We start from the raw sequence: 25,224 nt of genomic DNA, 5'->3' as shown, positions 1-25,224 counted from the left end.
GCGTTTATTGATAGATTCGTTTACCTGTCGTAAGGATGGTTTGCATGAGTCGAAGGTTTACATTAATGGGTGTTATAGCGTTAGGAGTCCTTTATATAGGAATTCTAGGTAATGCCTGGGCTAGCCAGCCTAAGGCGGTTACGACGGCAGAACCTGCGCCTGCGGCCAATTTTACGCCTTATTTTGTGGTCATCAAACCAGGGGAAGCTAATCTGAGGCGTGGCCCCAGCGTTCGTTATCCGGTCAAAACCGTATATCACCTTAAGGGCTATCCGCTGGAAGTCATCGGCGAATTTGACCACTGGCTTAAAGTTCGCGACCGAGATAATGAATCAGGTTGGTTGCATGAAAATTTATTATCGCGTCGACGTGCGGCGATGACATTAAAACCTATGTATTTATTCTACAGGCCCCAGGGAGATGCTCCTGTAACAGCTCGTCTAGAGCCGCATGTTGTGACCAATATCGTGTCATGCCATGATGATTGGTGCCATGTTAAAGGTGATGGCTATGACGGCTGGATTGTTCGTCAATATCTGTGGGGTGTTTACGCACATGAGAATTTTCAATAGGCATTTCGTTGCTTTGACAATGTCATAAAAAACAGGCAATCTTAATACACGTAAATCATTAAGTTCAGGAAAGAATATGGGAGACACTAAATCGACACTGAAATCCATGCAGTACATTGCTTTTCAAGGAATTGAAGGCGCTCATTCTGATCTGGCTTGCCGGAAAGCGTATCCTTACATGCAAACCAGAGCCTATGCAACATTTGAAGCCGTGTTTGAAGCGGTTGAGAAAGGTGAAGCCGAGTTAGGCATGATCCCTATCGAAAATACATATGCCGGGCGCGTGGCAGAAATTCATAGTTTGTTGCCTTTAGCAAAAGTACATATTGTTGCTGAACATTTTCAACGGGTTGAGCATTGCCTCATGGCACCTAAAGGAGCCAAGCTGGAAGAAATAGTGGAAGTCTATTCGCATCCACAAGCGTTATTGCAATGCCGTGAGCATTTAAAGAATTTAAATGTCAGAACAGAGCAATATTCCAATACGGCAGCTGCTGCAGAAGCGGTAGCAAAATGGAATGATAAAAATAAGGGGGCCGTTGCTTCACAGCTTGCTGCTGAGCTTTACGGATTAGAGATATTACAGACGAATATTGAAGACCAAAAAGATAACACCACTATTTTCTTGGTGATTTCTAAAACGCCAATCCATCCTGATCATGGGATTGTTATCACGACGTTGGTGTTTGGCATACGTAATATTCCTGCTGCTCTTTATAAAGCATTGGGCGGTTTTGCGACGAATAATGTGAACTTACTTAAAATTGAAAGCTATATTAAAGGTGGCCACTCACGCGAAGCCCAGTTTTTGTCAGCTTTGTTGGTCATCCTGGGCAAAAAAATGTGCAGTTGGCATTAGAAGAATTAGGATTTTTTACGCAAAAACTTAAAGTATTGGGGGTCTATCAGGCTTCACCCGAACGTCAACTTTAGTTTTCAATTTTGTGTTCTCATTCGTCCTATACTGAGGTAATCTAACGCGGGTGTTCGTTATCATGTGTATCAGTAGAGCGAGTTAAGCAACTGTTAAGGAATCGCTTCTACTATCAATTGGCTTGGGATTTTATAATCTGTCGATATTCAAAATCTTAGTGTAGAATAAAGAGAGTATCAACATGGGGTATGCTTAATATGATTAGCTCAGTGTCGCAAAAGTGTCTGTTGATGGCTGTGCTTCCTATTCTTATTTTATTGGGGGCGATATTATTGATCTTATGGCAGCAGCACGAATCGATATCCAGAAATGTCACGGAACAGAGGCTGCAATTTTTTGTTGATCCGTTCGAACGGTTAATGGCCCATTATATTATCGCAAATGACCAGACCAACATTAATAAGCTGGTTGAAGAGGTGGCTTCTAAGCATTTTAATGACGTCGATTTTTTCTGCGTCTATGGTAAGGATAGCAGCCTTATTTCTTCCTATGTAAGAGCTAATTCTAAGCAGGCATGTCCTAACAAAATACCACTGGATGCATCTATTAAATGGGAGGATGGGCAATATGCCTTTATTCAAACCTTTGATGGTGAGGGTATCCGCAGTGATTTTCAAGACAGGATCATTGGAGGCATCTATATTTTAGGGCCCATTTCTAACATATCGGATATTCATCATGAACGGTGGATATTATATTCGATCGTAATCCTGGGCGCATTCTTTATTGGAAGTGTTTTATTTTGGTTTTTGCAGCGCTCACTTATTAAGCCTCTGGTTCAACTGCAACAGGGGCTTATGGTGGTTGAGAAGGATCATACCCATCTTTTTCACATGAAAGTGGTTTCACATGATGAAATTGGCCAGGTAACGGAATCATGCAATAAATTGATCGATGAGCTCTACCATCTGAGAAATAAATTTGACCGTGCGATTGCTGATAAAGTGGTTGATATTCATCGTGCTAGGGAACAGGCGGATACGGCCAATAAGTCCAAATCAGAATTTTTGGCTAATTTATCCCATGAACTGCGTACCCCGGTGCATGCCATCATTAATTTCTCTGAATTCCTAATCAAAGAAATGAATACAATGCCCAAGGCCCAGGCAGAAAAATATCTGCGTAATATGTTTGCTAGTGGTAATCGCCTGATCAGTTTATTAAACAATTTACTCGATTTGTCTAAATTTGATCTTCACGGCGTTGATTTCGATATGGAAGATAATAATCTCTGGTCAATTGTGAATATTGCGCTGGAAGAACTTCATCCCCTGGTTCTTGAGAAAAAAATCATGATTCAGATTGAAAAACCAGTCATTCCAACCATGCTGGAATGCGATTCGGAGCGGGTTATTCAAGTTGTTTTTAATGTGCTCAATTTTGTTTTTGCCCTGAGCAGCGAAAACACCACGGTTAAAATTCAAATAGAAGATGCCAAGATTGAATCAATTCAGGCGTTGGCGATTGTCATTGCGGATACAAATGCACCACTAGCTGCTAGCGAAATGGAGAAAATATTCGAAAAGTTTTCTTCCAATGCCTTAATTAAAAGCGGAAAGGGGCTTTTGAGTATCGGATTATCGATTGCCAAAGAAATAGTGACCAGCCATCATGGTAGTATCGGTGCGTTTGCCAATGAGATTGGCGGCACAACCTTTAAAATTGTGTTTCCTCTCCATCAACCTAAAAAGAGCGGAGAGCTAGCGTAATGTATCAGGATGCGATTAAGATATTAGCTGTTGATGATGAGATGATGAATCTTGATTTAATGGAACATATACTGATTAAGGCAGGTTATCAGGTTCACTCGGTAGGCTCCGGTGAACTGGCACTTGATTATCTGCAAAAATACCCAGATGAAGTTGATTTGGTTTTACTCGATCGAATGATGCCTGGTATGGATGGTATGGAAGTTTTGCAGCGAATCCATAAGCATCCTGTCCTACGCGACATGCCGGTCATTATGCAGACGGCGGCAGTAGGGGCCAAGGAAATCGAAAAAGGCATTTCTCAAGGGGCGTATTATTATCTGACCAAACCGTTTCGCGAAGATATGTTATTAGCGGTCGTCAGTTCAGCTTCAGAGGCTGCGCGGTATCGTTTGAAACTTAAAGAAACCATTCAAAACAGCATAAAAGAATACAGTACGAAATATGGTAATCACTATGAGGTGAAAACCTTTGAAGATGTACAGGCATTATCTGCCGTTTTATCGACCTATTTTTCTCAACAGCAAAATGCTTCAATTGTGCTGTATGAATTAATGCTCAACGCTCTAGAGCATGGTAATTTAGGTATGGGATATGATATCAAAAAGAAAACGGTAACAGGAAATGTGTGGCGTGAAGAAATCGAACGCCGCCTGAATTTGCCAGAAAATGCGCCTAAAACGGTGAATGTAACCATAGATAAAACAACGGACAAGGTTGTGGTCACCATTACCGATCAAGGCAAGGGGTTTGATTGGAGTAAATGGATTCATTTTGATCCACATCGCGCAACCGATGTGAATGGCCGGGGAATTGCTAAAGCACATATTATGGGAATGAAGTCGATTGAATACATCGCTCCTGGTAATCAAGTACGCTGTGAAATGACGATTCCAACGCATGAAAATACCGAGTCTGGCCACGTAAAAGTGTCATAAGTGCCACGTTAATCCTTGTTTTATAAGGATTTTAGGTTTTTAGTAGATTTTTTCTGGTATATACCGAGCATTACAGGTATAATGGCATACATTATATGTTTTCAAAAAGGTATATCCAATCCAATGCGACTTGAAGGTTTAGATTCAGTTATTATTTCCGGGAAAGAAGTATTACCAATTATCGAAGGCGGGAAAGGGATCGGTGCAACGAATGGAGTAAGTGCAGGTGCATTTGCTAAAGCAGGTGCAGTCGGTACGTTTTCCGGTGTGAATCCCGATAGTTACGATGCCGATGGTAATCCTAGCCCAGTAGTGTATCGCGGTACTACCCGTAAAGAACGCCATGACGAGTTAATCGCCATGGGGATTCAAGGTGGTATAACCCAGGCTAAAATTGCCCATGATATGTCGGGTGGTAATGGTCGTATTCATATAAACGTGCTGTGGGAAATGGGTGGCGTAGAGCCAATTTTACACGGAGTATTACAAGGGGCAAAGGGGCTTATCCACGGTATTACCTGTGGTGCTGGGCTGCCTTATAAAATCATTGAATTTGCATCCGAGTATAACGTATATTATTACCCTATTGTTTCGTCGATGCGTGCATTTAAAGTGCTGTGGAAACGTTCTTACCATAAATTGCCGGAGAAATTAGGTGGTGTGGTGTATGAAGATCCATGGTTAGCGGGTGGCCATAATGGTTTATCCAATAGTGAAGATCCTCGCCGTCCTGAAGATCCGTTTCCGCGTGTAGCCGAACTCCGTAAATTTATGAATGAAGTCGGATTGCAGCATGTGCCGGTTATTATGGCGGGTGGTGTATGGCGACTGGATGAATGGCAGCACTGGTTGCGTAATCCAGAGATTGGACCGGTTGCGTTTCAATTTGGTTCACGTCCGTTGCTGACTCAAGAAAGCCCTATATCAGAACGCTGGAAGAAGCGGCTGCTCACTCTTGAAAGTGGTGAAGTATCCTTGCATCAATTCAGCCCAACGGGTTTTTATTCGTCGGCGGTTAGAAATACATTCCTGCGTGAATTAGAGGGACGTTCAGAGCGTCAAATTGAATTTAGGCCGGCAGCAGAAGGGGTGTTTACTGATTCGATCCCATTCGGTCCGCGTGCACGTCCTATTTATGTGACACCAGAAGATAAACAAAAAGCGCAGCAATGGATTCAACAAGGTTTTAATGAATTATTAAAAACGCCTTCATCAACCGTTATTTTTGTCAACAAAGACAAAGCTGATGAGATTATCAGCGATCAGATCAATTGCATGGGGTGTTTAAGTCATTGCCAGTTTAGTAACTGGAAAGACCATGACGAATACACAACCGGTAAGAAAACAGATCCTCGTAGTTTCTGTATTCAGAAGACCTTACAGAATATCGTGCATGGTGCAGATGTAGAGCATGAACTGATGTTTGCTGGGCATAACGCCTATCGTTTCTCTCAGGATTCGTTCTACGAGCAAGGTTTTGTTCCAACGGTTAAGCAATTAGTCGACCGCATTATGGCAGGTGAGTAGGAGTTCGTTCATGACGTGCCTCGCTGTTGTGGTAGCTGCAGGGAGGGGGACACGCTTTGGTGGCGATATTCCTAAGGCTTATGCGCTCATTCAGAATACGGCACTCCTTCGTAGAACACTTGAGCATTTATTGGCCATCCCTGAAATTGATAACATACTGGTTGTGATTCATGCTGATGATTACGGTCGATACTCAGATTGCGTAGCGGGACTAGGCAACAGAGTTTTAGAACCTGTATTGGGTGGCGAAACCCGTCAGGATTCGGTGTTAAATGGTTTGAAGGCTGCCGAGCTTTATTCACCCAACGAGGTATTAATCCACGATGCAGCGCGTCCGTTTCTATCTGCGGTGGTGGTTAAACGCTTGCTTGGTGCGCTAAAACAAAGTCCCGGAGCGATTCCTGCCCTTGCGGTACGTGATTCGCTGGTCAAGACTTCAGCATCTGGTGAGATAGAAGCTGTATCACGCGATGGGGTATGGTCTGTACAAACACCACAAGCCTTTCATTATAAAAGCATTTTAGATGCACATCAAAAAATAAGAGACAATCATTATACGGATGATGCGTCTGTATTTCAGGCTGCTGGATATTCTGTTACGATTGTTGATGGTGACTCAAGGCTATTGAAAATCACAACCAGGGAGGATGTAACAATGGCAGAAGCATTGATTCAATCACAGCAGGCATCCTCTGTTGTACCTGACATGCGTGTAGGTACAGGGTATGATGTTCACCGATTATTACCAAAATCCCAATTAAATAATAAGCCTTTGATTATCTGTGGAGTGACCATTCCATTTGATTTCGCGTTGGAAGGACATTCCGATGCTGATGTTGGACTGCATGCGATAGTTGATGCGATTTTGGGGCATTGGGAATGGGGGATATCGGCGAACATTTTCCGCCTTCGGATCCGCAATGGAAAAACGCCGATTCACGTTTATTTATGGATTATGCAAAAGAACGTTGCCTGGAAAGAAACGCTATCATTCAAAATATAGATGTTACGCTTATCTGTGAGCAGCCAAGGCTCGCTCCCTACAAACAAACGATGGCCAATGCGGTTGCTGCGATGTTGGATATTGATACTACCCGAGTGAACATCAAAGGAAAAACCAACGAAAAGTTAGGATTCCTTGGAAGGAAGGAAGGAATCGTTGCTCAGGTTTCTGTTCTTATTATAAGAGCTATTTAAAAATAAAAACTTACCCTTGCATCCGTCATATTCTTTAGGCTATGATGGGTTATCATTTAGCTTATTATGTAGTTATGAAAATCGGAATTTATCCCGGGACGTTTGATCCCATTACCTATGGCCATATGGATATCATTAAGCGGTCGCTTAAATTTGTCGACCGCCTGATTATTGCGGTGGCAGCGGATATTCCGAAAACGCCAATCTTTAGTTTAGATAAACGCACCGAGCTGGTTAATCTGGAGATGCAGCCTTTTCAGCATCGGGTTGAGGTAAGAAGTTTTAATGGTTTACTAGTTAATTTTGCCAAAGAAGCCGGTGCTAGTGTTATCATCCGTGGATTAAGGGCTGTTTCGGACTATGAATATGAATTTCAAATGTCCTGCATGAATGCCAGATTATGTCCAGATATTGAAACCCTGTTTTTACCAGCCTCGGAACATACGCATTTTATTGCTTCTCGTTTTGTTAAAGAAATAGCTCGCCTGGGAGGGGATATTACTGGTTTAGTATCACCGCGTATTGGGCAGGAGCTTAATTCGTTTTATGCAGATAAAAAGTTATTATAGGTTTTTAAAATATGTCGTTTATTCATCATGCTAATCGTGTCGCTTGTATTATTGGAATGACTCTGCTTGTCAATGGATGTGCAGGCGGTCCAGGCCAATACACAAATAAGTGGTTTCATCAGAGCAAGAGCTATGATCATGAAAAGGCGTTTCAATCATGGTTAAAAACGGTGCGTCCCGATGCTATTTATCAAGGAGTATCTCCTAAGACGGTTGATCAGGCATTCAGCCAGATTCGCTACCGTGATGATATTATTGAACTGGATCAAAAACAGCCGGATGTAACGCGGACGTTTGACCAATATATAAGTTCAACGGTGAGTCCTGCTAAAATAGAGAAAGCGCGCCAGGCTTATGCGGATAACAAATTGCTTATTGATGATGTGAGTCGCCGCTATGGTGTGCAGCCACAATATATTGTTTCTTTATGGGGTGTAGAAAGCAATTTTGGTGCAAATATGGGAAAATTTCCAGTGGTTGAATCCTTAGCTGTGCTTGCATTTGAAGGGCGTCGCCGTGACTTTTTTAAAGGTGAATTGATTAATGCCCTTAAAATTTTAGATCAAGGCGATATCGGTTTTGACGATATGAAAGGATCCTGGGCAGGCGCCATGGGACAAACGCAATTTATGCCTTCAAGCTTCTTCAGTTATGCAGTTGATTTTAATAAAGACGGCAAAAAAGATATCTGGACCACCAAAGATGACGCATTTGCTTCGATTGCCAATTACTTGAGTAGCCTAAATTGGAATCGTACACTGAGTTGGGGTAAGCAAGTAAAGCTGCCTCAGGACTTTAATTATGACCAAGTGGGCTTAACCCAGGGTAAAACGGTGAGAGATTGGAAAGAGCTGGGAGTAAAGGATAGCGATGGCTCGACGCTTGATGGCAATGTAGATACTCAAGCGTGGATCGTTGTGCCCGATAAGGTGCGTACGCCGGAGAGCAAAGCCTATTTAGTCTATTCTAATTATAAAGTGATCATGAAGTGGAATAAATCTACCTATTTTGCAACCTCCGTTGGATTGTTGGCTGATGCGGTTGCAAACCACTGAATTATCAAGTAATAAAGAAGGTCTATAATTGGAGTAGTGAGTATGAATAGACGTCTATATGGAATATCTTCATGGCTGATGTTGGCTTCTGTTGTTTGCGTTACAGGCTGTGAACATTCAACATATAACGTGATGAACAAATCCTATAAGGTTGGCCAACCGTATCAAATCAGTGGCAAATGGTATTACCCCAAGGAAGATTTTTATTATGACCAGGTGGGAACCGCTTCGTGGTATGGGCCTGGCTTCCATGGCAAAAAAACGGCCAATGGCGAGGTTTATGATCAAGAAGGCTTGACAGCTGCCCACGCGACCCTGCCTTTACCGAGTGTCGTTAAAGTAACCAATTTAAGCAATGGCAAATCGGCCATCATCCGTGTAAATGACCGTGGGCCATTTAAGGATGAACGTGTGATTGATCTTTCCTCTGGATCGGCGAAGGTTCTTGGCATTAAAGAAAAAGGCACACAAAAAGTAAGAGTGCAATTTTTGGCGGATGATACCTACCAGCTCCTGCAAAAATTGGGTATTGAACATCCGCAGTTGGCGGCCTTGGTAACGCAAGGTAAGCAAGGATTTGATGTTGCGGATGCGCGTCCTTTAAAAGCGCAGTCCAATGAGCCGCCGGTTGAAAGTGATGTGTTAAAGGAAGCTGAACCGATGACAGTTCCACAGGTCTCTGGAGTTGCAGAAGAAAAACTGCCTGATCTTCCTAACCCTGGCAGTGAGAGCGCCGAAGGCAAGCAGACGAAGGTAAGATCGGAAATTCAGCCAGCAGCCTTTAAGGTAGCTGAGATACGTGGTCATCCACAAGGTAAAGCAGGCGATTTCTATATCCAGATAGGTTCATTTAAAGATCAGGGCAATGCGCTCGGTATTGTTAAGCGCCTTGAGTCGGTTGCTTTAACGCAAATGTCGACAGCTGAGGTCAATGGACAGGTAACTCACCGTGTAAGAATTGGGCCTATCGATAATCAGGATCTGGCCAATATTTTACTTAAAAAAGTGGCACAAAAAGGCTATAAAGAAGCTAAGATTATCCGCCAACCCTACTAATCAATAGGTATACTATGAGACGCTTTCTTACTCAAACCATTCTGGTAACTCTTCCGGTGGTTCTCTTTGCTAATCAGGCAATGGCATTTGATACCAACGCCAAACAGGCTTTGATGATTGATTATAATACGGGTGCTGTATTATTAGAGAAAAATTCTCAACAGCAAATGACTCCGTCTTCGATGAGCAAACTAATGACGCTTTATATGGTGTTTGAGCGTCTTAAAGCTGGGAACTTAAAACTAACCGATACGTTGACGGTAAGCGAGAAAGCATGGCGGATGGGTGGTTCTAAAATGTTCGTTAGAGTCGGGGATCAGGTTAAAGTCGAAGATCTTATCCGTGGGATTATTGTACAGTCCGGTAATGATGCATGCGTTGTCTTTGCTGAAGGGCTTATGGGAAATGAAGCTGCTTTTGCTGAAGCCATGACTAAAAAAGCTCAGGAAATTGGTTTAACCGATAGTCATTTCGCGGATGCTTCGGGGATGCCAGATCCGAAACATTATATGACTGCGCGTGACTTGGCGATTCTGGGCCAACGGATAATCGGTAACTTCCCGGAATATTACCATTATTTCTCGGAACTCGAATTTACTTATAACAATATTACCCAACCTAACCGTAACTTATTGCTGGATCGCAAGTTAGGCGTGGATGGCTTAAAAACCGGACATACCGAGGATGGTGGTTTTGGTATGGTGGTATCGGGTAAGCAGGGTGAACGCCGTTTGATTTTAGTGCTCAATGGCCTGTCGAGTATGTCTGAGCGTGCCCATGAAGCTGAATTGATCATGCAGTATGGCTTCCGCAATTTTGATGATAAAACGATCGCTAAGGCAGGGCAACCGATTGATAAGGTTGATGTCTGGTATGGAAAGGATAAAGAAGTTCCCTTGGTGTCCGCTAGGGATTTAACAATTTCATTCCCCATTCAATTCAAGGATTCTATGAAATTTGAATTGAAAGCTAAAGGACCCGTTCCTGCACCGATTAAAAAAGGTGACCATTTGGCTGATTTAGTAATTACTGTTCCCGATATGGGGGTGCAGACGGTACCGCTTGTTGCTGGCAACGATGTTGAGCGCTTATCCTGGTTTGGGCGTCTATTCAGGACGGCTAAATATAAATGGTTTAAACATTAAAATTATCTGCATCTTTCCACAAGATTGAGTAATAGTGGATAGAATAACCTAATGACAGCATGCTGCCTTCACACCTCCCCGGCCTTCGGCCCCTCCTCCACCGAGAGCAGGGGCAGATTCATGCCCTCTTTGGCATGAATCTGGGGTGGGGAAGGGGCTCGATAGGGAGTAGCTCGATCAATCAATCAAAAATTATATTAGGCACCACTGCTTGAAATGGGCAAGAAAGCCCCTATATTTAATGAGAATCTTAAAGAGTTAAATCGTAATCTAGACCGATTTAGGGTCGTTATATGATGCCATTCTCTTTAATTATTATCTATATAAAGGAGCTTTTCTATGGTTACAGAAACACGCCGTTTTGATGCAGAAGTCGGTAAAGTATTGCAGTTAATGATCCATTCCCTTTATACCAATAAGGATATTTTCCTGCGGGAGTTGGTTTCTAATGCTTCTGATGCGTGCGATAAATTGCGGTACCAATCACAGACTAAACCTGAATTATTAGGGGATAATCCAGAACTTAAAGTCATTGTTTCTGTAGACAAAGATAACAAAACAGTCAGCATCGCCGATAGTGGTATCGGTATGAGCCATGATGATTTGGTTGAAAATTTAGGAACCATTGCCCGTTCGGGTACCCAGGCCTTTATGGAGCAATTAAGCCAGGGGGGGGATGTGCAGTTAATTGGCCAGTTTGGTGTGGGGTTCTACTCTGCCTTTATTGTGGCGGATGAAGTCACCGTCATTAGCCGGAAAGCCGGTGAGGATAAAGGATGGGTCTGGAAGTCCGACGGTAAGGATGGTTTCACCATTGAAGAAGCGACAGGTACCGTTGAACGGGGAACCACCATTTTACTTAAAATCAGGGAATCTGAGAGTGAGTATCTGGATGCGTTTCGTCTAAAGCACATTATTACCACCTACTCTGACCACATTACACTACCCGTGAGTTGGAAGGATAATGATGGTAATGTGGAAGTGGTCAATAGTGGCGCTGCTCTATGGAGTAAGCCAAAGTCGGATATCACTGAGGAACAATATACCTCCTTCTACCGTCATGTGTCACATGCGGTGGATGAGCCTTGGTTAACGTTACACAATAAAAACGAAGGCAAAATAGAGTTTACCAATTTATTATTTGTGCCCAAACGCCGCCCATTCGACCTGTTTCATCCCGATCGTAAATGTCGGGTAAAACTCTACGTTAAAAAGGTATTCATCACAGAGGAGGGAGTTGATTTAATCCCAGCCTATCTTCGATTTGTTAAAGGTGTGGTTGATTCACAGGATTTGCCTCTTAATATCAGCCGTGAGACGTTGCAGCATAATAATATGATCCAGGCAATCAAGCGTACCGTTACTAAAAAAATCCTCAATGAACTAAATAGCAAAGCACAATCTGATACGGAGGCCTTTAACCAGTTTTGGCAGCATTTTGGACCCGTGCTTAAGGAAGGATTATGTGAGGGAGGGGATACCGAAATCCGCGAGCTAATTCTCAAAACCTGCCGCTTTTACAGCACCAAATCTTTGGATAAGCTCATCAGTCTCGAAGAGTATATTGGTCGTATGAAAGAAGGCCAGAAAACTATTTATTACCATTTAGGTGAAAATAAAGACACACTAGCCAGTAGCCCGCAGTTAGAAGGATTTAACAAGAACGATATCGAAGTGCTGCTATTTACTGACCATGTTGACGATTTTTGGGTGAGTGTGGTACATGATTACCAGGACAAAGCCTTTAAATCAGTTACACGTGCCGGAATTGATACTGAAGAAATCGGTAATGAAACTCAGCAAGACGATGATGATGATTATGAAATTGCCCAAAATGAAAAACATAAACATAAAAAAGAAGAAGCCAAAGATCCACTCTGGGTTGAGTTCGTGGATTTCTTAAAAGCAGCCTTAGTTGGCAGGGCAGGGGATGTACGTGTCTCTAAAAAATTGGTGGATAGCCCTGTATGTTTGGTGGTTCCTGAAGGTGGCATGGATATGCGGATTGAACGCTACCTGGTTGACCAGCAGCAATTGCCGGGAATGACAGCCAGGATATTGGAGATCAATACGGGCCATCCGATGGTGCAGTGGATCGACGAACAACGCAAACAAGGTAATACCGAAGCTGCAACTGATTTAGCCAAGTTGTTATTCGACCAGGCTTGTATCAATGAAGGTGAGCAGGTTGCCAATCCTACGGAATTCAGTAAACGGTTGAATCATTATTTGATGAAGGCGCTGTCAGCGTAAAGAATATGCTGTAGATCCTGCGCTCGCAGGGGGTGGGCGTTTGTTGGTTCCTTTATGTTAGATCATTCATGGCATTTTGCTTAGAGTGATTAGGTTTAGGAACCAACAATATCATCGGGGGCGGGGGGCTACTATACTGAGTGAACGTAATCGTGACGCCCCTAACAGTCTGACATGACAGACAGAACACGCAGAGCTTCTCACTCAACGTTAAACGTATGGTTAAGGTGTTTGAATAAGATTATTGTTCTTACGGTTATCGTTTTTCAGACAGCCAAACAGCCACGTGGATCTGCTTCAGCAATTCCATTTTCAGGCTAGCGTCTTCATACATGGTTCATGTCTAGCTATAAATTTGTTGCATAATATTGCAGAATATGTAATACGTTATCTGCCCGCCGCTTTCAATAATCATTGGAGTTTAACACGTGATGTTGATTAGTATGCAGCGGCGTTTAGTGCTGTGGATGCCCGTTTGGTTAGCCGTTGGTATTATCCTTTATTTTCAATTACCTGCAGCATCGCTCTATTTCCCGACACTTGAATCGATAATGAGTATCGGGCTTGGATATCCCTTATTATGGGGTACTTATAGGAGTTTAGCTCGAAGCAACTGGCATGGCTCGGTTTATATCAACCATGGAATACTTATTGTTTTGTGCGTATTAGCAGGGTTTCATATGTGTGCGCTGCGAACCTATATCGTTGCAGCGCCGATGATTGAGAATCCGTCCTATCGCTCGCTCGCCATGGACGGGATTGTGGTTGATGAGCCTATGGATAGTTTATCGACGTTGAAAGTTAGAGTCGTCTCTTTGGAGACCTATGCTCAAGAGCGTCTGCCCGTTTATGTGCGTCTACATCATAAACAATCACCCCTATTGGTTCATAAAGGGGATCATATACGCTGTACTGTAACATTACTCCCGCCTTCGCACCCGTTAATTCCTGGCGGGTTTGACTTTTACCGCTATGCTTTTTATCAGCAATTAGGAGGTATTGCCTTTGCCAAGGGGCCGATTGAGATCGTGCAATCTCCGCTTCTTAAAGAATGGGATCAACGATGGGAGCTTCGTATTAAAGATCATTTCTTTACGGTACTTGGCAAAGACAAAGGGGCTATCGCCTTTGCTTTGTTGTTAGGGGATACCCGAGGTATTGATGATGAATTGATGAATGATATCAGGCAGGTGGGCCTTGCCCATTTGATGGCGATATCTGGGCTTAACATGGTATTGGTTGGATTAGGTGCTTACATGTTGGTTCGGCGTTTGTTGTGTCTTATTCCCGATCGAGGAAGTTGGAAGTGGAAACAAATCATGGCAGCATTCATAGCCATAGTTGCCAGTGGTATTTATGTCTGGATGGTTGGATTTGCGGTTTCGGCATTTCGATCATATTTGATGTTAGTACTGTTTTTTATAGCGTGTATCGTCAATCGTTTCGCCGATTCGATGACGTCCCTTTCTGCTACAGCTTGTTTTATATTAATCGCATGGCCAGAAGAATTATGGGATCCTGGTTTCCAAATGTCGTTTGCAGCAACCCTTGGTCTTATTGGTTATTTTGAGCACCGCCGTGAAAAGCGTAAGATGGCTGCATTGGCAATGGAACACAACCATCTTTTCCTGCGTTGTATTTCGTTTCTTTTCAATGAAACAACCATGATGCTCATCACGACATTACTGGCAAGTCTCGTGACTGCTCCTTTTTCGATTTACCATTTTCACCAATTATCCGCCTATACACTAATGGCGAATATGATTGCTGGGCCACTCGTTGCCTTATGGGTGTTGCCTTTACTTATCATTGCAGCGTGTTTGCCATTTCCACCAGTAGATACCTTTTTAATATTATGGGCAGATAAAGGGATTATGTTACTTAAGAAAACGATTATCGATATATCCGCATGGCCCAAGGTGCATTGGCATTTATACCCCATGCCCACAATCGCTTTTGCAGCCTATATAATCGCTATGATCAGCTATTATTGGGGGCCTCGAAACAATAAAATGCCGGCTTTAGCCTGCTGCATGATCGCAACGCTTGTCTGGTGGACGGCGCAACAGCCCGATATTATTTTAGGAGAACCATCAATGAAGCAATTTGCGGTCATTGATTATCTGGGCCATCATCTTTTTGTGCATGATCCAGTTCGTCAGGGATTCGCTACACAGGCATGGCAGCAATTTTTAGGGTTGGATGATATCCAAGCTATGTCTACAAAGGCATTCGATAATCAGGTGATGTCCTATCAATGTGACCAGGATCAGTGTTCGATAAGGAAGGCAGGGCAACACATTGTGATTGTTAAACCAGGTGTCAAAGAAGCGTTGGATTGTCCCAAAGAAGCTGATGTGATTGTCAATTATTCCTATCCCTTTATGCGCTGCCGTCATCAGCAGCGTTTGTTTAATCGCAATGATTTATGGGATGGAGGAATTAAAACACTCACTATAAACAAAAGAGGCGTAACTCTAAGTTACGCCTCTTTTCGAGAATCAGAAGGAACCGCTCATTAAGCAGCTTCTTCCAACGTTTCAAATTCACCAATTTTAACAGAGTCTGGAGTAATAACTTCCAGTCGTAGTCTTTTTGGCAGCATGCCGACTTTGATGGCATATGAAATGACACCATTGGCATAATCCCGATTAACTTCAGGAGCTTCCTGAGTAACCGCATAGCTGTAAATTTCGTTCACAAAATAATCAACGAGATCTTTCGTAACACGGAAGTTCTTTTCTGTAAGCACTTCTTCAACCGTCTTAATCACATTACGGTACAGATCGCCATTGTAAGGCAAAGAAGGTTGCTTAGGCATATAAGTAGGAGTCATTTTAAAAGTACTCGCTGCGCTTTCATCACCTAATAAAAGGTAAGAGGGCGATACACCCAGCACTTGTGAAATTGCTTTCAATTTATCAAGCTTCCTGCTTTTTCCATAAAGGAAGTTATGAACAGTGTGCGGATTTAACCCCGCAGCTACGGAAAGTTCTTTAGGCTTCCAGCCTTGGTTCTCCATTTCTTCACGTAGACGATTTGCAATATCAACCATAAAAATTACCTTAAGTGGTTATGCCATGTTACCATTTTCGCCTGTATTATATCTGGTTTATGGTGAATGTAAACAAAAAAACACCATTCCTAAACACAGCCAATGATAATTAAAGTGAACACCATGGTTTTATTATATAAAGATCAAGTTCTATTATAAAATAGAACCATAGTGTAGAAAGTTATAGACCAATCTCAACCAAAAGTCGCCGCTTTTTCGCCTGTCAATGTTAACCCTAGGTTAAGTTTTTGGAAAACTGTTGCAAAAATACTACAGTTTTTGGGGGCGAAAAAAGGGGCAAATGTTGCATTTTAATGAAAAAATGGCTATAAATCAGATGGTTGTGGCTATTTAGCTTAAGGTCGCGGTTTTCTTAAATAAAACTTCGGTAGTTTTAGTAATTTAAATTCTGCCAATCTGGGCCAACACCTATCTCGACAGTAAGGGGCACTGAGAGTGAAATTACATGCTCCATAATCTCTATGACCAATTGTTTTGTTTGATTAATTTCAGATTCAGGTACTTCTAATAATAACTCGTCATGAACCTGTAATACGATTTTGGAGCTCAATTTTTTCTCAATGATTGCCTGATGTAAACGGATCATTGCTTTTTTAATGATGTCGGCGGCCGTTCCTTGAAGGGGAGCATTGATAGCGGCCCGTTCTGAAAAATTCTTCAGATTGGGGTTGTTACTGTTAATATCCTTTAGGTAGCATCGGCGCCCCCATAAGGTCGTAACATAGTGATTCTGTGACGCTTGTGCTTTGGTTACTTCGATATATTCGGCAATACCTGGATAGCGGTTAAAATAGGTTTGGATAGTGCTTGCAGCACTGGTACGGTCGATCTTTAATTGATTAGCCAGGCCAAAAGCACTTAACCCATAGATAATGCCAAAATTAATGGCTTTAGCGTGGCGACGCAGTTCGGGAGTTACGTCATCAAGCTCAACTCCAAAAACCTGGCTAGCGGTCAAGGTGTGAATATCCTGGCCTTCTTTGAGGGCCTTCTCTAATGTTTTTATACCAGCCATACAAGCCAGTAACCGCAATTCGATCTGTGAATAATCTGCCGAAATGAGGACGCATCCAGGTTGCGCTACAAATGCAGCTCGGATTTTCTGGCCTTCCTCGGTTCGTATCGGAATATTCTGAAGATTGGGATCATGAGAACTTAATCGGCCTGTAGACGTTGTTGCCATAGCAAAGACGGTATGAATACGGTTATGGTTCATACGTACTTTTTTAAGAAGCGCATCGGCATAGGTTGATTTCAATTTTGATAAATGCCGCCATGCCAAAACCGAATCAGCAATTTCATAGCCTTGGAGAGCAAGGTCTTCCAGAATTTCTGCGTGGGTGGGATAAGCGCCAGCTTTGCTTTTCTTCTTTGCCCCTGGAAGATTAAGTTGGTCATACAGAACCTCACCTAATTGTTTGGGGGAGCCAATGTTGAAGGTGGTGCCTGCAAGTTCAAAAATATGCTTCTCGAGGGTGGCGATTTTTAAAGTCAGGTCGGAAGAAAGAGCCTGTAATTGTTGCGGATTAACACAGATGCCTGTTGTTTCCATGTCGTAAAGCACAAAAGCAAGTGGCATCTCAATACGAGTAAAAAGTGTCCATTGTTTATTTAAGATAACTTGTTCTTTTAATAAAGGGTAAATGGTGGCGATTGCTAAGGCATCCTGGGCTTTTTGGCGTGATGCCTCAAGACGTGTTTCTGATATATCAGGTGTCATAACCCAGTCTAGGGTATCATACAAAACGGAAAAACGCGTTTTAAGACTATCCAGATCATGCTCGTACAGACCAGCACTGCTTATATAAGAAAGTAATTCAATATCATGAATGGCATGGATGGTTGTTCCTGCTAATCGATGGAGTATCAACTTTACATCGTGAGCATATTTTAAAATAGCAGCATCTTCCAGGAGGCGACTTAATTGCTCGTTGGTAATAGCAAAATTCAAATCGGAAATGTCAGGTGATTCCTGCGGTACACTGAGCCAATCGATCTGGCCAGTGGCTACTTCTGAAGAGGGGGTACGATAGGAAACATAATACGATTTATGTAAAGGACTGGCAAATGCGATGCCCATGATGGTTTCATCCTGGTAATCAAGAGAAATGGCAGTTTGACCGCATTCCTTCAGATGTTCCAGACATTGTTCCCAGTCGGCGTTGGTCTTGATATACGATAAGGTTGGTACGTGCTTAGGGCCCTGATTAAATGTGCCAATGCTCATGGTATGTTGGGTGATCGAAACCGGAGAATGAGATGCTGTGCCTAAGAGTGACGAGCCTGTACGTTTGTGTACCCGTTCAGCTAATGATCTAAAACCTTGTTCTGCCAAAAAAGACTCTAAGCGTCCTACTTCAGGTGATTGAATTTTAAACTGTTCTGCATCAAATTCGATGTCCATCTGTGTATGAAGTGTAACTAGTTTCTGTGAAAGCAGCGCATTTTGATGGTGGTCAAAGAGGGTTTGTTTGCGTTTAGGTTGCTTGATTTGATCCAGATGTTCGTAAATACCTTCCAGTGATCCATATTGATTCAGTAATTCGGCCGCTGTTTTAGGGCCAATTCCAGGTACTCCCGGGATATTATCAGAGCTGTCACCGGCAAGGGATAGGAGATCGCGCATCAAGGGTGGGTAGACACCATATTTTTCATGGACTTGCTCGGCTTTAACCCATTTTGATTTAAGGGGATCATAAAGAGAGGTTTGCTCATTAATAAGTTGAGTTAAATCTTTGTCGGAAGAAACTATCACCACTTCAATTCCTTGCTGATTTGCCTTGGTGGCCATGGTGGCAATAAGATCATCGGCTTCAAAACCTACCTGTTCGAGGACTGGAATATTGAAGGCTTCAACGGTTTTACGGATGAGGGGAAATTGCGGTACTAAATCTTCGGGAGCGGGGGGGCGATTGGCTTTATAAGCAGCATAAATATCGTGCCTAAATGTCTTTTGCCCAGCATCGAGGACTACTGCCAGATAGTCGGCATGAAGCTCTGCCAGTTGTTTTAACAGCATGTTGCAAAACCCATAAACAGCCCCCACCGGCGTGCCATCAGGCCTGGTCAATGGTGGGAGTGAATGGTAGGCTCTAAAAACAAATCCGTAGCCATCGATCAGGACAAAACGCTTAGGGGAATTCATGGACGCTCCACAAGGAATTTAGCACAGGCTAATACTTAAAGTAAGGTGTTGTCAACCGGCGAGGGAGGCTACATTCAAGTTTGAAGTGAAACACCCTAACATTTGAGCGTTGGCATAGGACAGTTATTTGCCATTGGGAAAGAAGGGGTAAATGGGATACTAAATATAACATTTATAATTTAACGTATCCAACACGAATTTCATAACAACACCTATAAATTCATGAAATCTGCGACAATTAACAAGATATCAAGATATCAAGATTGGTATGTTTCCCCGCAATAAACCTGATTGCGTGTTACTTTCGCTACGTATAGCCGTGCGTCGGCCTCAGTGAATAACGAATCCGCATTAATCGGTGTATTGGTTTTGGTATCAGCAACGCCGATGGATACGGTCACGTAGGCATTGCCATGGACTTCATCCTGGTAAAAGGCATGATGTGAGATTTTGCGGGCGATTCGTTCGGCTACCCAATAGGCATTTCGTACCGGTGTGTGTGGCAATATAATGCCGTATTCTTCGCCACCTAAGCGGGTTAGAATATCTTCCGGGGCGAGGCATTGTTGAATGATCTGTCCGACTTCGCGGATAACATGATCGCCTACGAAATGGCCGTAGGTGTCGTTAATTTGTTTAAAATGGTCGATATCAATAACCATGATGGAGCAGGAATCATTCTGCTGGCTGATTAATGATTCGGATAATTTTTCGAAAAATAACCGGCGATTACCTAGGCCCGTTAAAGCATCCGAATAAGCCAGTTCTACCAGATGTTTGCGTGAATGCTCTTCTGCCTGGATTCGTCCGGTAATGTCACGCAAAGAACCCATAAGTCCTACGCAGTCGTTTTGCTCATTATAGATGGGCGCAGAAATATCGGAAAGCCATATATAGTTGCCTTGTTTGGTTTTAAGCAAGTGGTCAGCCTCCCACGATTTAAATGGCTCGTTTAACCGTTCTTGGAGAAATATCGAATAGTCAATGGTTTCCATCCGCTGATGTTTCAGTACCCGTGTTTCTTCAATGAGATGTGACAAGTCGGTTCCTAATAATTCATCGGCGTGATAGCCAGTGAGTCGGATAATCGCTGGGCTCATATGTGAAATTTTTTGGGTATGACTGTTAATCCGGTATTGGACATCAAACGGGGTGTTTGGTTGGAATGCTGCGGGTACAGCACGATGTACTGCGTCGTTGGAAGGATAGGTTTTCTTCTCCTCTAACGGCTTGTGATGCATAAGCCGATGAACCATATCTTGCAATGGTGTACCACATACCCAACGCATAGACGACTGTAAAAAATTAGGCTGTACCCGCATAAACCCCCCTATTCATGTAAGCGACTCATCGTTTGATTATCTATCAATCTAGAGTTAACTTACGTTGTTACGCTTCATACCTATGATTCAAGGCTAGCAAGTTTAGGGAAGCGTGGTCAAACAAATAGGATGCACTTTTTTTCCTCTGGGTTATCCACCGTATAAGGGGGGTATTTACACAGATGATCCACAGAGTTATCCACAATAGGCTGATTTTAACGTGTTGCCGCTGATTTCATGATTTATCTGCGAGTCAATATATGCTATATTGCGGCGATGTTGACTTGTACCCGATCCATTTCTTTTGATGCTGCGCATCGTATTATGAACCATGAAAGCCAATGCAAAATGGTGCATGGACATCGTTATACGATTGAGGCAACGTTTCAAGCTAAAGACCTCGATATGTTAGGGCGAGTGATTGATTTTGGGGTCATCAAAACCGTGTTAGGCCAATGGATACTCGACAATTGGGACCATACCATGATTTTATGGGAGGAAGACAAAGCCCTTGGAACATTGATAACCGAATCGATTGGCCAGAAAATATATTATCTGCCTACCAATCCCACAGCTGAGAATATGGCTTATTATCTGTTGCACAGCGTGTGCCCGTCATTATTTGGCGAAGCCGAAGCGCACTGTGTAAAGATCCGGCTCTATGAAACACCCAATTGTTATGCAGAGTGCGCGCTTTGGCTTCCTTCTTCCTGAAAAAAAGGAAGCCAGCGTGTAGTGCGTTTCTAGCGACCAAACGTTACTGTAATGGATGCTTTTTGAAGGGTGTTTTGATTGAGATTGTACCCAACCATAGCTCCTGAAGCATTGCTATCTAAATCTAACTTGGGTGTTTTAAGCGCGTATACCGTCACAATGTAATGGTGTGGTTTGTCGCCAACGGGAGGGCAGGCACCACCGTAACCAGTGCTACCAAAGTCGGTTCTGCCTTCAACGACTCCTTTAGGAAGCCTGGTGATGTCGCGGCTGACGCCCTGAGGTAATGCTGATGTGGTTGCGGGGATATTGAAGAGCGTCCAGTGCCACCAGCCGCTACCTGTTGGTGCATCGGGATCATAGACGGTCACTGCAAAGCTTTGGGTGCCAGTAGGGGCATCATGCCAGGAAAGTTGTGGTGAAATATTTTTACCTGCACAACCGAAGCTATTATAGACTTGATCCAGTGACATGGTTTTACCGTTTTTTACATCGGTACTGGTTACGGTAAAATCAGCAGCAAAAGCACTGCTAACCAAGCATGAAAAGGCGGCAAAGAAAATAGATTTTTTTAACATTAAGAAACCCTCCAGTTGTTTTTTATTTCTCACTAAAGTATCGCACAAAAAAGATGAGAATCAACCGCTTCAGGCTGAGTCTTGAAAAGTCCTTGTCAGTTAAGGCTTACGCTGGTAAAATTATGAACCTTAATTCTGGCTCTAAATCCTAAGAGTAATTGTATCCATATGAATCATAGCCCCAAACAATCTAACGCTTTCTACCCAGATGTAACCAGTAGTCCCGATTTTGTGGCGATGGAAAATGCCGTCCTGGCACAATGGGCTAAACAGGGAACATTCCTACAGTCCGTGAAAAACCGGCCCTCACATAGTACGGATGGGACGATTAATGATTACGTGTTTTACGATGGGCCGCCATTTGCCAATGGCCTTCCACATTATGGGCATTTATTGACGGGATTTGTCAAAGATCTAGTTGCTCGGTATCAAGCCATGAAAGGCAAACATGTAGAGCGTCGCTTTGGCTGGGATTGTCATGGTTTGCCAGCAGAAATGGCGGTAGAAAAGGAAATTGGTGTTTCGGGCCGTATGGCGATTGAAGATTATGGCGTTGATAAATTTAATGCGGCCTGCCGTACATCGGTACTTCGTTATACCAAAGAATGGCAGCAATATGTCACTCGCCAAGCGCGTTGGGTTGATTTTGATAATGACTATAAAACGATGGATAGCAGTTTTATGGAGTCGGTCATCTGGGCATTCAAACAGCTTTATAAAAAAGGCCTGGTGTACCAATCATTACGGGTGATGCCCTATTCATGGGCGTGCGAAACACCCTTGTCAAATTTTGAAACACGCTTGGATAATGCCTATCGTGAGAAAAAGAGTAAGGCCATTACAGTCGCATTTAACCTTAAACGTAAACCGGCGGCGATACCTGGGGAATATACGGCGTATAAATTGGTTGCCTGGACAACGACACCGTGGACGCTGCCATCGAATTTGGCCCTTGCAGTAGGGGTTAGTATTGATTATGCCTGCGGGGTAAAAGAAGGTGTGTGTTATATCATGGCTGCATCGGCAATGGGCAGAGCGGCTAGCGAATTGGGCATTGAACCGATAGAACCTGCGCTTGTTTTCAAAGGCGAAGCATTGCTAGGTTTAGATTATGATCCGTTATTTCCTTATTTTGCCAATACCGAAAATGCATTCAGGGTTCTTGCTGGGGATTTTGTGAATACCGATGAAGGAACAGGAGTGGTACATTTAGCCCCTGGCTTTGGTGAAGACGATATGGACGTCTGCAACCAGTATAAAATACCCGTGAAATGCCCCGTTGATAATGCTGGTAAATTTACGGACGAAGTTCCTGATTATGCGGGTATGCAGGTGTTTGAAACGAATGATCCCATTATTATACGTTTGAAAGAAATGGGAGCATGGTTAAAAACGGAACAATATATCCATAATTACCCGCATTGCTGGCGTACGGATACACCACTTATCTATAAAGCTGTGCCTTCGTGGTATGTGGCGGTGACTAAAATCAAAGACCACATGGTTGAATTGAATAAGAAAATAAACTGGATTCCTTCGCATATCCGTGATGGGTTATTTGGTAAATGGCTGGAAAATGCGCATGACTGGTCGATTAGCCGTAACCGTTTTTGGGGAACACCAATTCCTATCTGGATGTCGAATAATCCTAAATTTCCACGCATTGATGTGTATGGGTCGATGGCTGAATTGGAAGCTGATTTTGGGGTTAAGGTTACTGATCTGCATAAGCCGTTTATCGATACACTCACACGTGCAAATCCGGATGATCCCAGTGGTGAATCAATAATGGTGCGCGTGCCTGATGTGCTTGATTGTTGGTTTGATTCGGGGTCGATGCCATATGCGCAGGTGCATTATCCATTTGAAAATAAAGAGTGGTTTGAAGCTGGAAATTTTTCGGCGGATTTTATCGTTGAGTATGCCGCACAAACCCGTGGTTGGTTTTATACGTTAACAGTTTTATACACAGCGTTGTTTTATGATGCGCCGTTCAATGAGGCTAAATTACCTCCATTTAAAAACGTTATTTGCCATGGTGTGATCCTGGATGAAAAAGGACAAAAGCTTTCCAAGCGTCTTAATAATTATGCCGATCCTATGGAGTTGTTTGCTACCTATGGTGCGGACGCACTGCGTTGGTTAATGATATCATCGCCCGTCATGCGTGGTCAGGAGCTTTTGATTGATAAAGATGGCTCCATGGTGCGTGATACCTTACGTTTGGCGATCAAGCCGATTTGGAATGCGTATAACTTCTTTACTCTTTATGCCAATGCAGATGGAATTAAAGCGGAGTTTAGTAGCCATTCATCACATTTGCTTGATCAGTATATTCTATCAAAAGCACGGGAGGCCGTTACGCGAGTTGATTTAGCGCTCAGCAGCTATGACATTCCGCAGGCAACCCAAGCCGTGGAGCATTTCTTTGAAGTGCTGAATAACTGGTATATCCGTCGTAATCGTACGCGGTTCTGGAAAGAGGAAAAAGATCAGGATAAACAGGATGCCTATAATACGCTGTATACGGTACTTGAGACCATTTGCAAAGCGGCTGCCCCATTGCTGCCATTGCTGACGGAATCAATCTATCAGGGACTGCATGCGCATGAGGCTGATACGGGCCAAACCATCCATCTTACCGACTTTCCCGATGTATCGGCATTCCCATTAGCGCAAGCACTGGTTCGGGATATGGATAAGGTGCGTGATGTGTGTAATGCAGCGCTTTCAATCCGTAATACTGAAAATATCCGTATACGTCAGCCACTTACGGCTTTGACGGTGACTGGCAAAGGGCTGGCTGGATTAATGGATTACGCTGATATCATCCGTGATGAAGTCAATGTGAAGGAATTACGGTTAAGTGAAGCGATTGAACACGTGGCAACGTATAAACTTAAAATCCATTTTCCCATCGTTGGTAAGCGTGTGCCGGGAAAAATGAAAGATATCATTGCGGCAAGTAAGCAGGGTTTATGGCAACGCAATCAAGATGGTACTGTAAGTTTAGCCGGTGAAGCATTGCTTGCCGAAGAATTTGATTTGCAGCTTGAACCTAAAGATCCCAAAGGTATCCAGGTTCTGAGTAGCAATGATTCGTTAGTGCAATTAGATTTGGCTTTAACGGATGCCTTACGAAGGGAAGGGGTTGCCCGCGATCTCGTGAGGATGATCCAACAGGCACGTAAAGATGCTGGCCTCCATGTATCTGACCGTATCCAGGTAGCTATCGATACTCAGGATCAATCTGTGGTGCTGGCAGTGCAGGATTTTAATGATTACATTCGTGATCAGGTGTTGGCGAATGCGATTCAATTGCAGGCAATTGAGTCGTATACTCATCATGTGGATCAGGATGCAGAGGGGTTACAGTTGAGATTAGGCTTGAGTAAGGTCGCTTAAAAGAATCGTGGCACAGTGGAAAATGCGTA

17 protein-coding genes and 1 pseudogene are annotated in these 25,224 nt (G+C 43.2%); 14 read left to right on the top strand and 4 right to left on the bottom strand.

Features of this window, described 5'->3' with window-relative positions; translation table 11 throughout:
- Positions 1 to 44: 44 nt before the first annotated feature.
- The 12 genes and pseudogenes from IPP74_01975 (at position 45) to IPP74_01920 (ending at position 15,477) form a co-directional block, all read left to right on the top strand.
- Positions 45 to 572: an SH3 domain-containing protein gene (locus IPP74_01975; GenBank protein MBL0318062.1), complete on the top strand. Its 528-nt coding sequence runs from the start codon at positions 45 to 47 to the stop codon at positions 570 to 572.
- Positions 573 to 678: 106 nt separating this feature from the next.
- Positions 679 to 1,505 (top strand): annotated as a pseudogene (locus IPP74_01970) (prephenate dehydratase).
- Between the two features lie 198 nt (positions 1,506 to 1,703).
- Positions 1,704 to 3,215 carry a HAMP domain-containing histidine kinase gene (locus IPP74_01965; GenBank protein ID MBL0318061.1) on the top strand — a complete coding sequence of 504 codons (1,512 nt, stop codon included), beginning with the start codon at positions 1,704 to 1,706 and terminating at the stop codon, positions 3,213 to 3,215.
- On the top strand, positions 3,215 to 4,153 hold the full coding sequence (locus IPP74_01960; protein MBL0318060.1) for a response regulator: 939 nt from the start codon (positions 3,215 to 3,217) through the stop codon (positions 4,151 to 4,153). Before IPP74_01965 ends, IPP74_01960 begins: the two co-directional genes overlap by 1 nt.
- 123 nt (positions 4,154 to 4,276) lie before the next feature.
- On the top strand, positions 4,277 to 5,680 hold the full coding sequence (locus tag IPP74_01955) for a nitronate monooxygenase (protein MBL0318059.1): 1,404 nt from the start codon (positions 4,277 to 4,279) through the stop codon (positions 5,678 to 5,680).
- A 10-nt stretch (positions 5,681 to 5,690) separates the two neighbouring features.
- On the top strand, positions 5,691 to 6,683 hold the full coding sequence (ispD, locus tag IPP74_01950) for a 2-C-methyl-D-erythritol 4-phosphate cytidylyltransferase (protein ID MBL0318058.1): 993 nt from the start codon (positions 5,691 to 5,693) through the stop codon (positions 6,681 to 6,683).
- Between the two features lie 268 nt (positions 6,684 to 6,951).
- Positions 6,952 to 7,446 carry a pantetheine-phosphate adenylyltransferase gene (gene coaD / locus IPP74_01945; GenBank protein ID MBL0318057.1) on the top strand — a complete coding sequence of 165 codons (495 nt, stop codon included), beginning with the start codon at positions 6,952 to 6,954 and terminating at the stop codon, positions 7,444 to 7,446.
- 11 nt (positions 7,447 to 7,457) lie between these two features.
- A complete protein-coding gene (locus tag IPP74_01940; GenBank protein ID MBL0318056.1) occupies positions 7,458 to 8,501 on the top strand; it encodes a lytic murein transglycosylase in 1,044 nt (347 codons plus the stop codon).
- Positions 8,502 to 8,543: 42 nt separating this feature from the next.
- A complete protein-coding gene (locus tag IPP74_01935; GenBank protein ID MBL0318055.1) occupies positions 8,544 to 9,557 on the top strand; it encodes a septal ring lytic transglycosylase RlpA family protein in 1,014 nt (337 codons plus the stop codon).
- 14 nt (positions 9,558 to 9,571) lie between these two features.
- A complete protein-coding gene (locus IPP74_01930) occupies positions 9,572 to 10,702 on the top strand; it encodes a D-alanyl-D-alanine carboxypeptidase (protein MBL0318054.1) in 1,131 nt (376 codons plus the stop codon).
- Between the two features lie 339 nt (positions 10,703 to 11,041).
- Positions 11,042 to 12,955 (top strand): molecular chaperone HtpG, encoded by a 1,914-nt coding sequence (gene htpG / locus IPP74_01925; protein ID MBL0318053.1) that lies wholly within the window; start codon positions 11,042 to 11,044, stop codon positions 12,953 to 12,955.
- A 428-nt stretch (positions 12,956 to 13,383) separates the two neighbouring features.
- Positions 13,384 to 15,477 carry a ComEC/Rec2 family competence protein gene (locus IPP74_01920; GenBank protein ID MBL0318052.1) on the top strand — a complete coding sequence of 698 codons (2,094 nt, stop codon included), beginning with the start codon at positions 13,384 to 13,386 and terminating at the stop codon, positions 15,475 to 15,477.
- On the opposite strand, the gene IPP74_01915 is transcribed toward IPP74_01920, so the two are convergent.
- The 3 genes from IPP74_01915 to IPP74_01905 all read right to left on the bottom strand — a co-directional run bounded on the left by IPP74_01915 (position 15,474) and on the right by IPP74_01905 (position 20,498).
- On the bottom strand, positions 15,474 to 16,010 hold the full coding sequence (locus IPP74_01915; GenBank protein ID MBL0318051.1) for a helix-turn-helix transcriptional regulator: 537 nt from the start codon (positions 16,008 to 16,010) through the stop codon (positions 15,474 to 15,476). The genes IPP74_01920 and IPP74_01915 overlap by 4 nt on opposite strands.
- A 394-nt stretch (positions 16,011 to 16,404) precedes the next feature.
- A complete protein-coding gene (gene polA / locus IPP74_01910) occupies positions 16,405 to 19,176 on the bottom strand; it encodes a DNA polymerase I (GenBank protein ID MBL0318050.1) in 2,772 nt (923 codons plus the stop codon).
- Between the two features lie 257 nt (positions 19,177 to 19,433).
- A complete protein-coding gene (locus tag IPP74_01905; GenBank protein MBL0318049.1) occupies positions 19,434 to 20,498 on the bottom strand; it encodes a GGDEF domain-containing protein in 1,065 nt (354 codons plus the stop codon).
- Positions 20,499 to 20,774: 276 nt separating this feature from the next.
- Between IPP74_01905 and IPP74_01900 the strand changes: the two genes are divergently transcribed.
- On the top strand, positions 20,775 to 21,212 hold the full coding sequence (locus tag IPP74_01900) for a 6-carboxytetrahydropterin synthase (GenBank protein ID MBL0318048.1): 438 nt from the start codon (positions 20,775 to 20,777) through the stop codon (positions 21,210 to 21,212).
- A 29-nt stretch (positions 21,213 to 21,241) separates the two neighbouring features.
- On the opposite strand, the gene IPP74_01895 is transcribed toward IPP74_01900, so the two are convergent.
- Positions 21,242 to 21,790: a YbhB/YbcL family Raf kinase inhibitor-like protein gene (locus tag IPP74_01895; GenBank protein MBL0318047.1), complete on the bottom strand. Its 549-nt coding sequence runs from the start codon at positions 21,788 to 21,790 to the stop codon at positions 21,242 to 21,244.
- Between the two features lie 168 nt (positions 21,791 to 21,958).
- On the opposite strand from IPP74_01895, the gene IPP74_01890 reads away from it, so the two are divergent.
- Entirely contained in the window at positions 21,959 to 25,195 is a 3,237-nt protein-coding gene (locus tag IPP74_01890; protein ID MBL0318046.1) for an isoleucine--tRNA ligase, read from the top strand.
- Positions 25,196 to 25,224: the final 29 nt, after the last annotated feature.

This window comes from Alphaproteobacteria bacterium, from assembly GCA_016722515.1.
Lineage (GTDB): Bacteria > Pseudomonadota > Alphaproteobacteria > Rickettsiales > JADKJE01 > JADKJE01.
The sequence above is the reverse complement of the archived record's forward strand: the minus strand, read 5'-3'. Positions and strand labels throughout refer to the sequence as shown.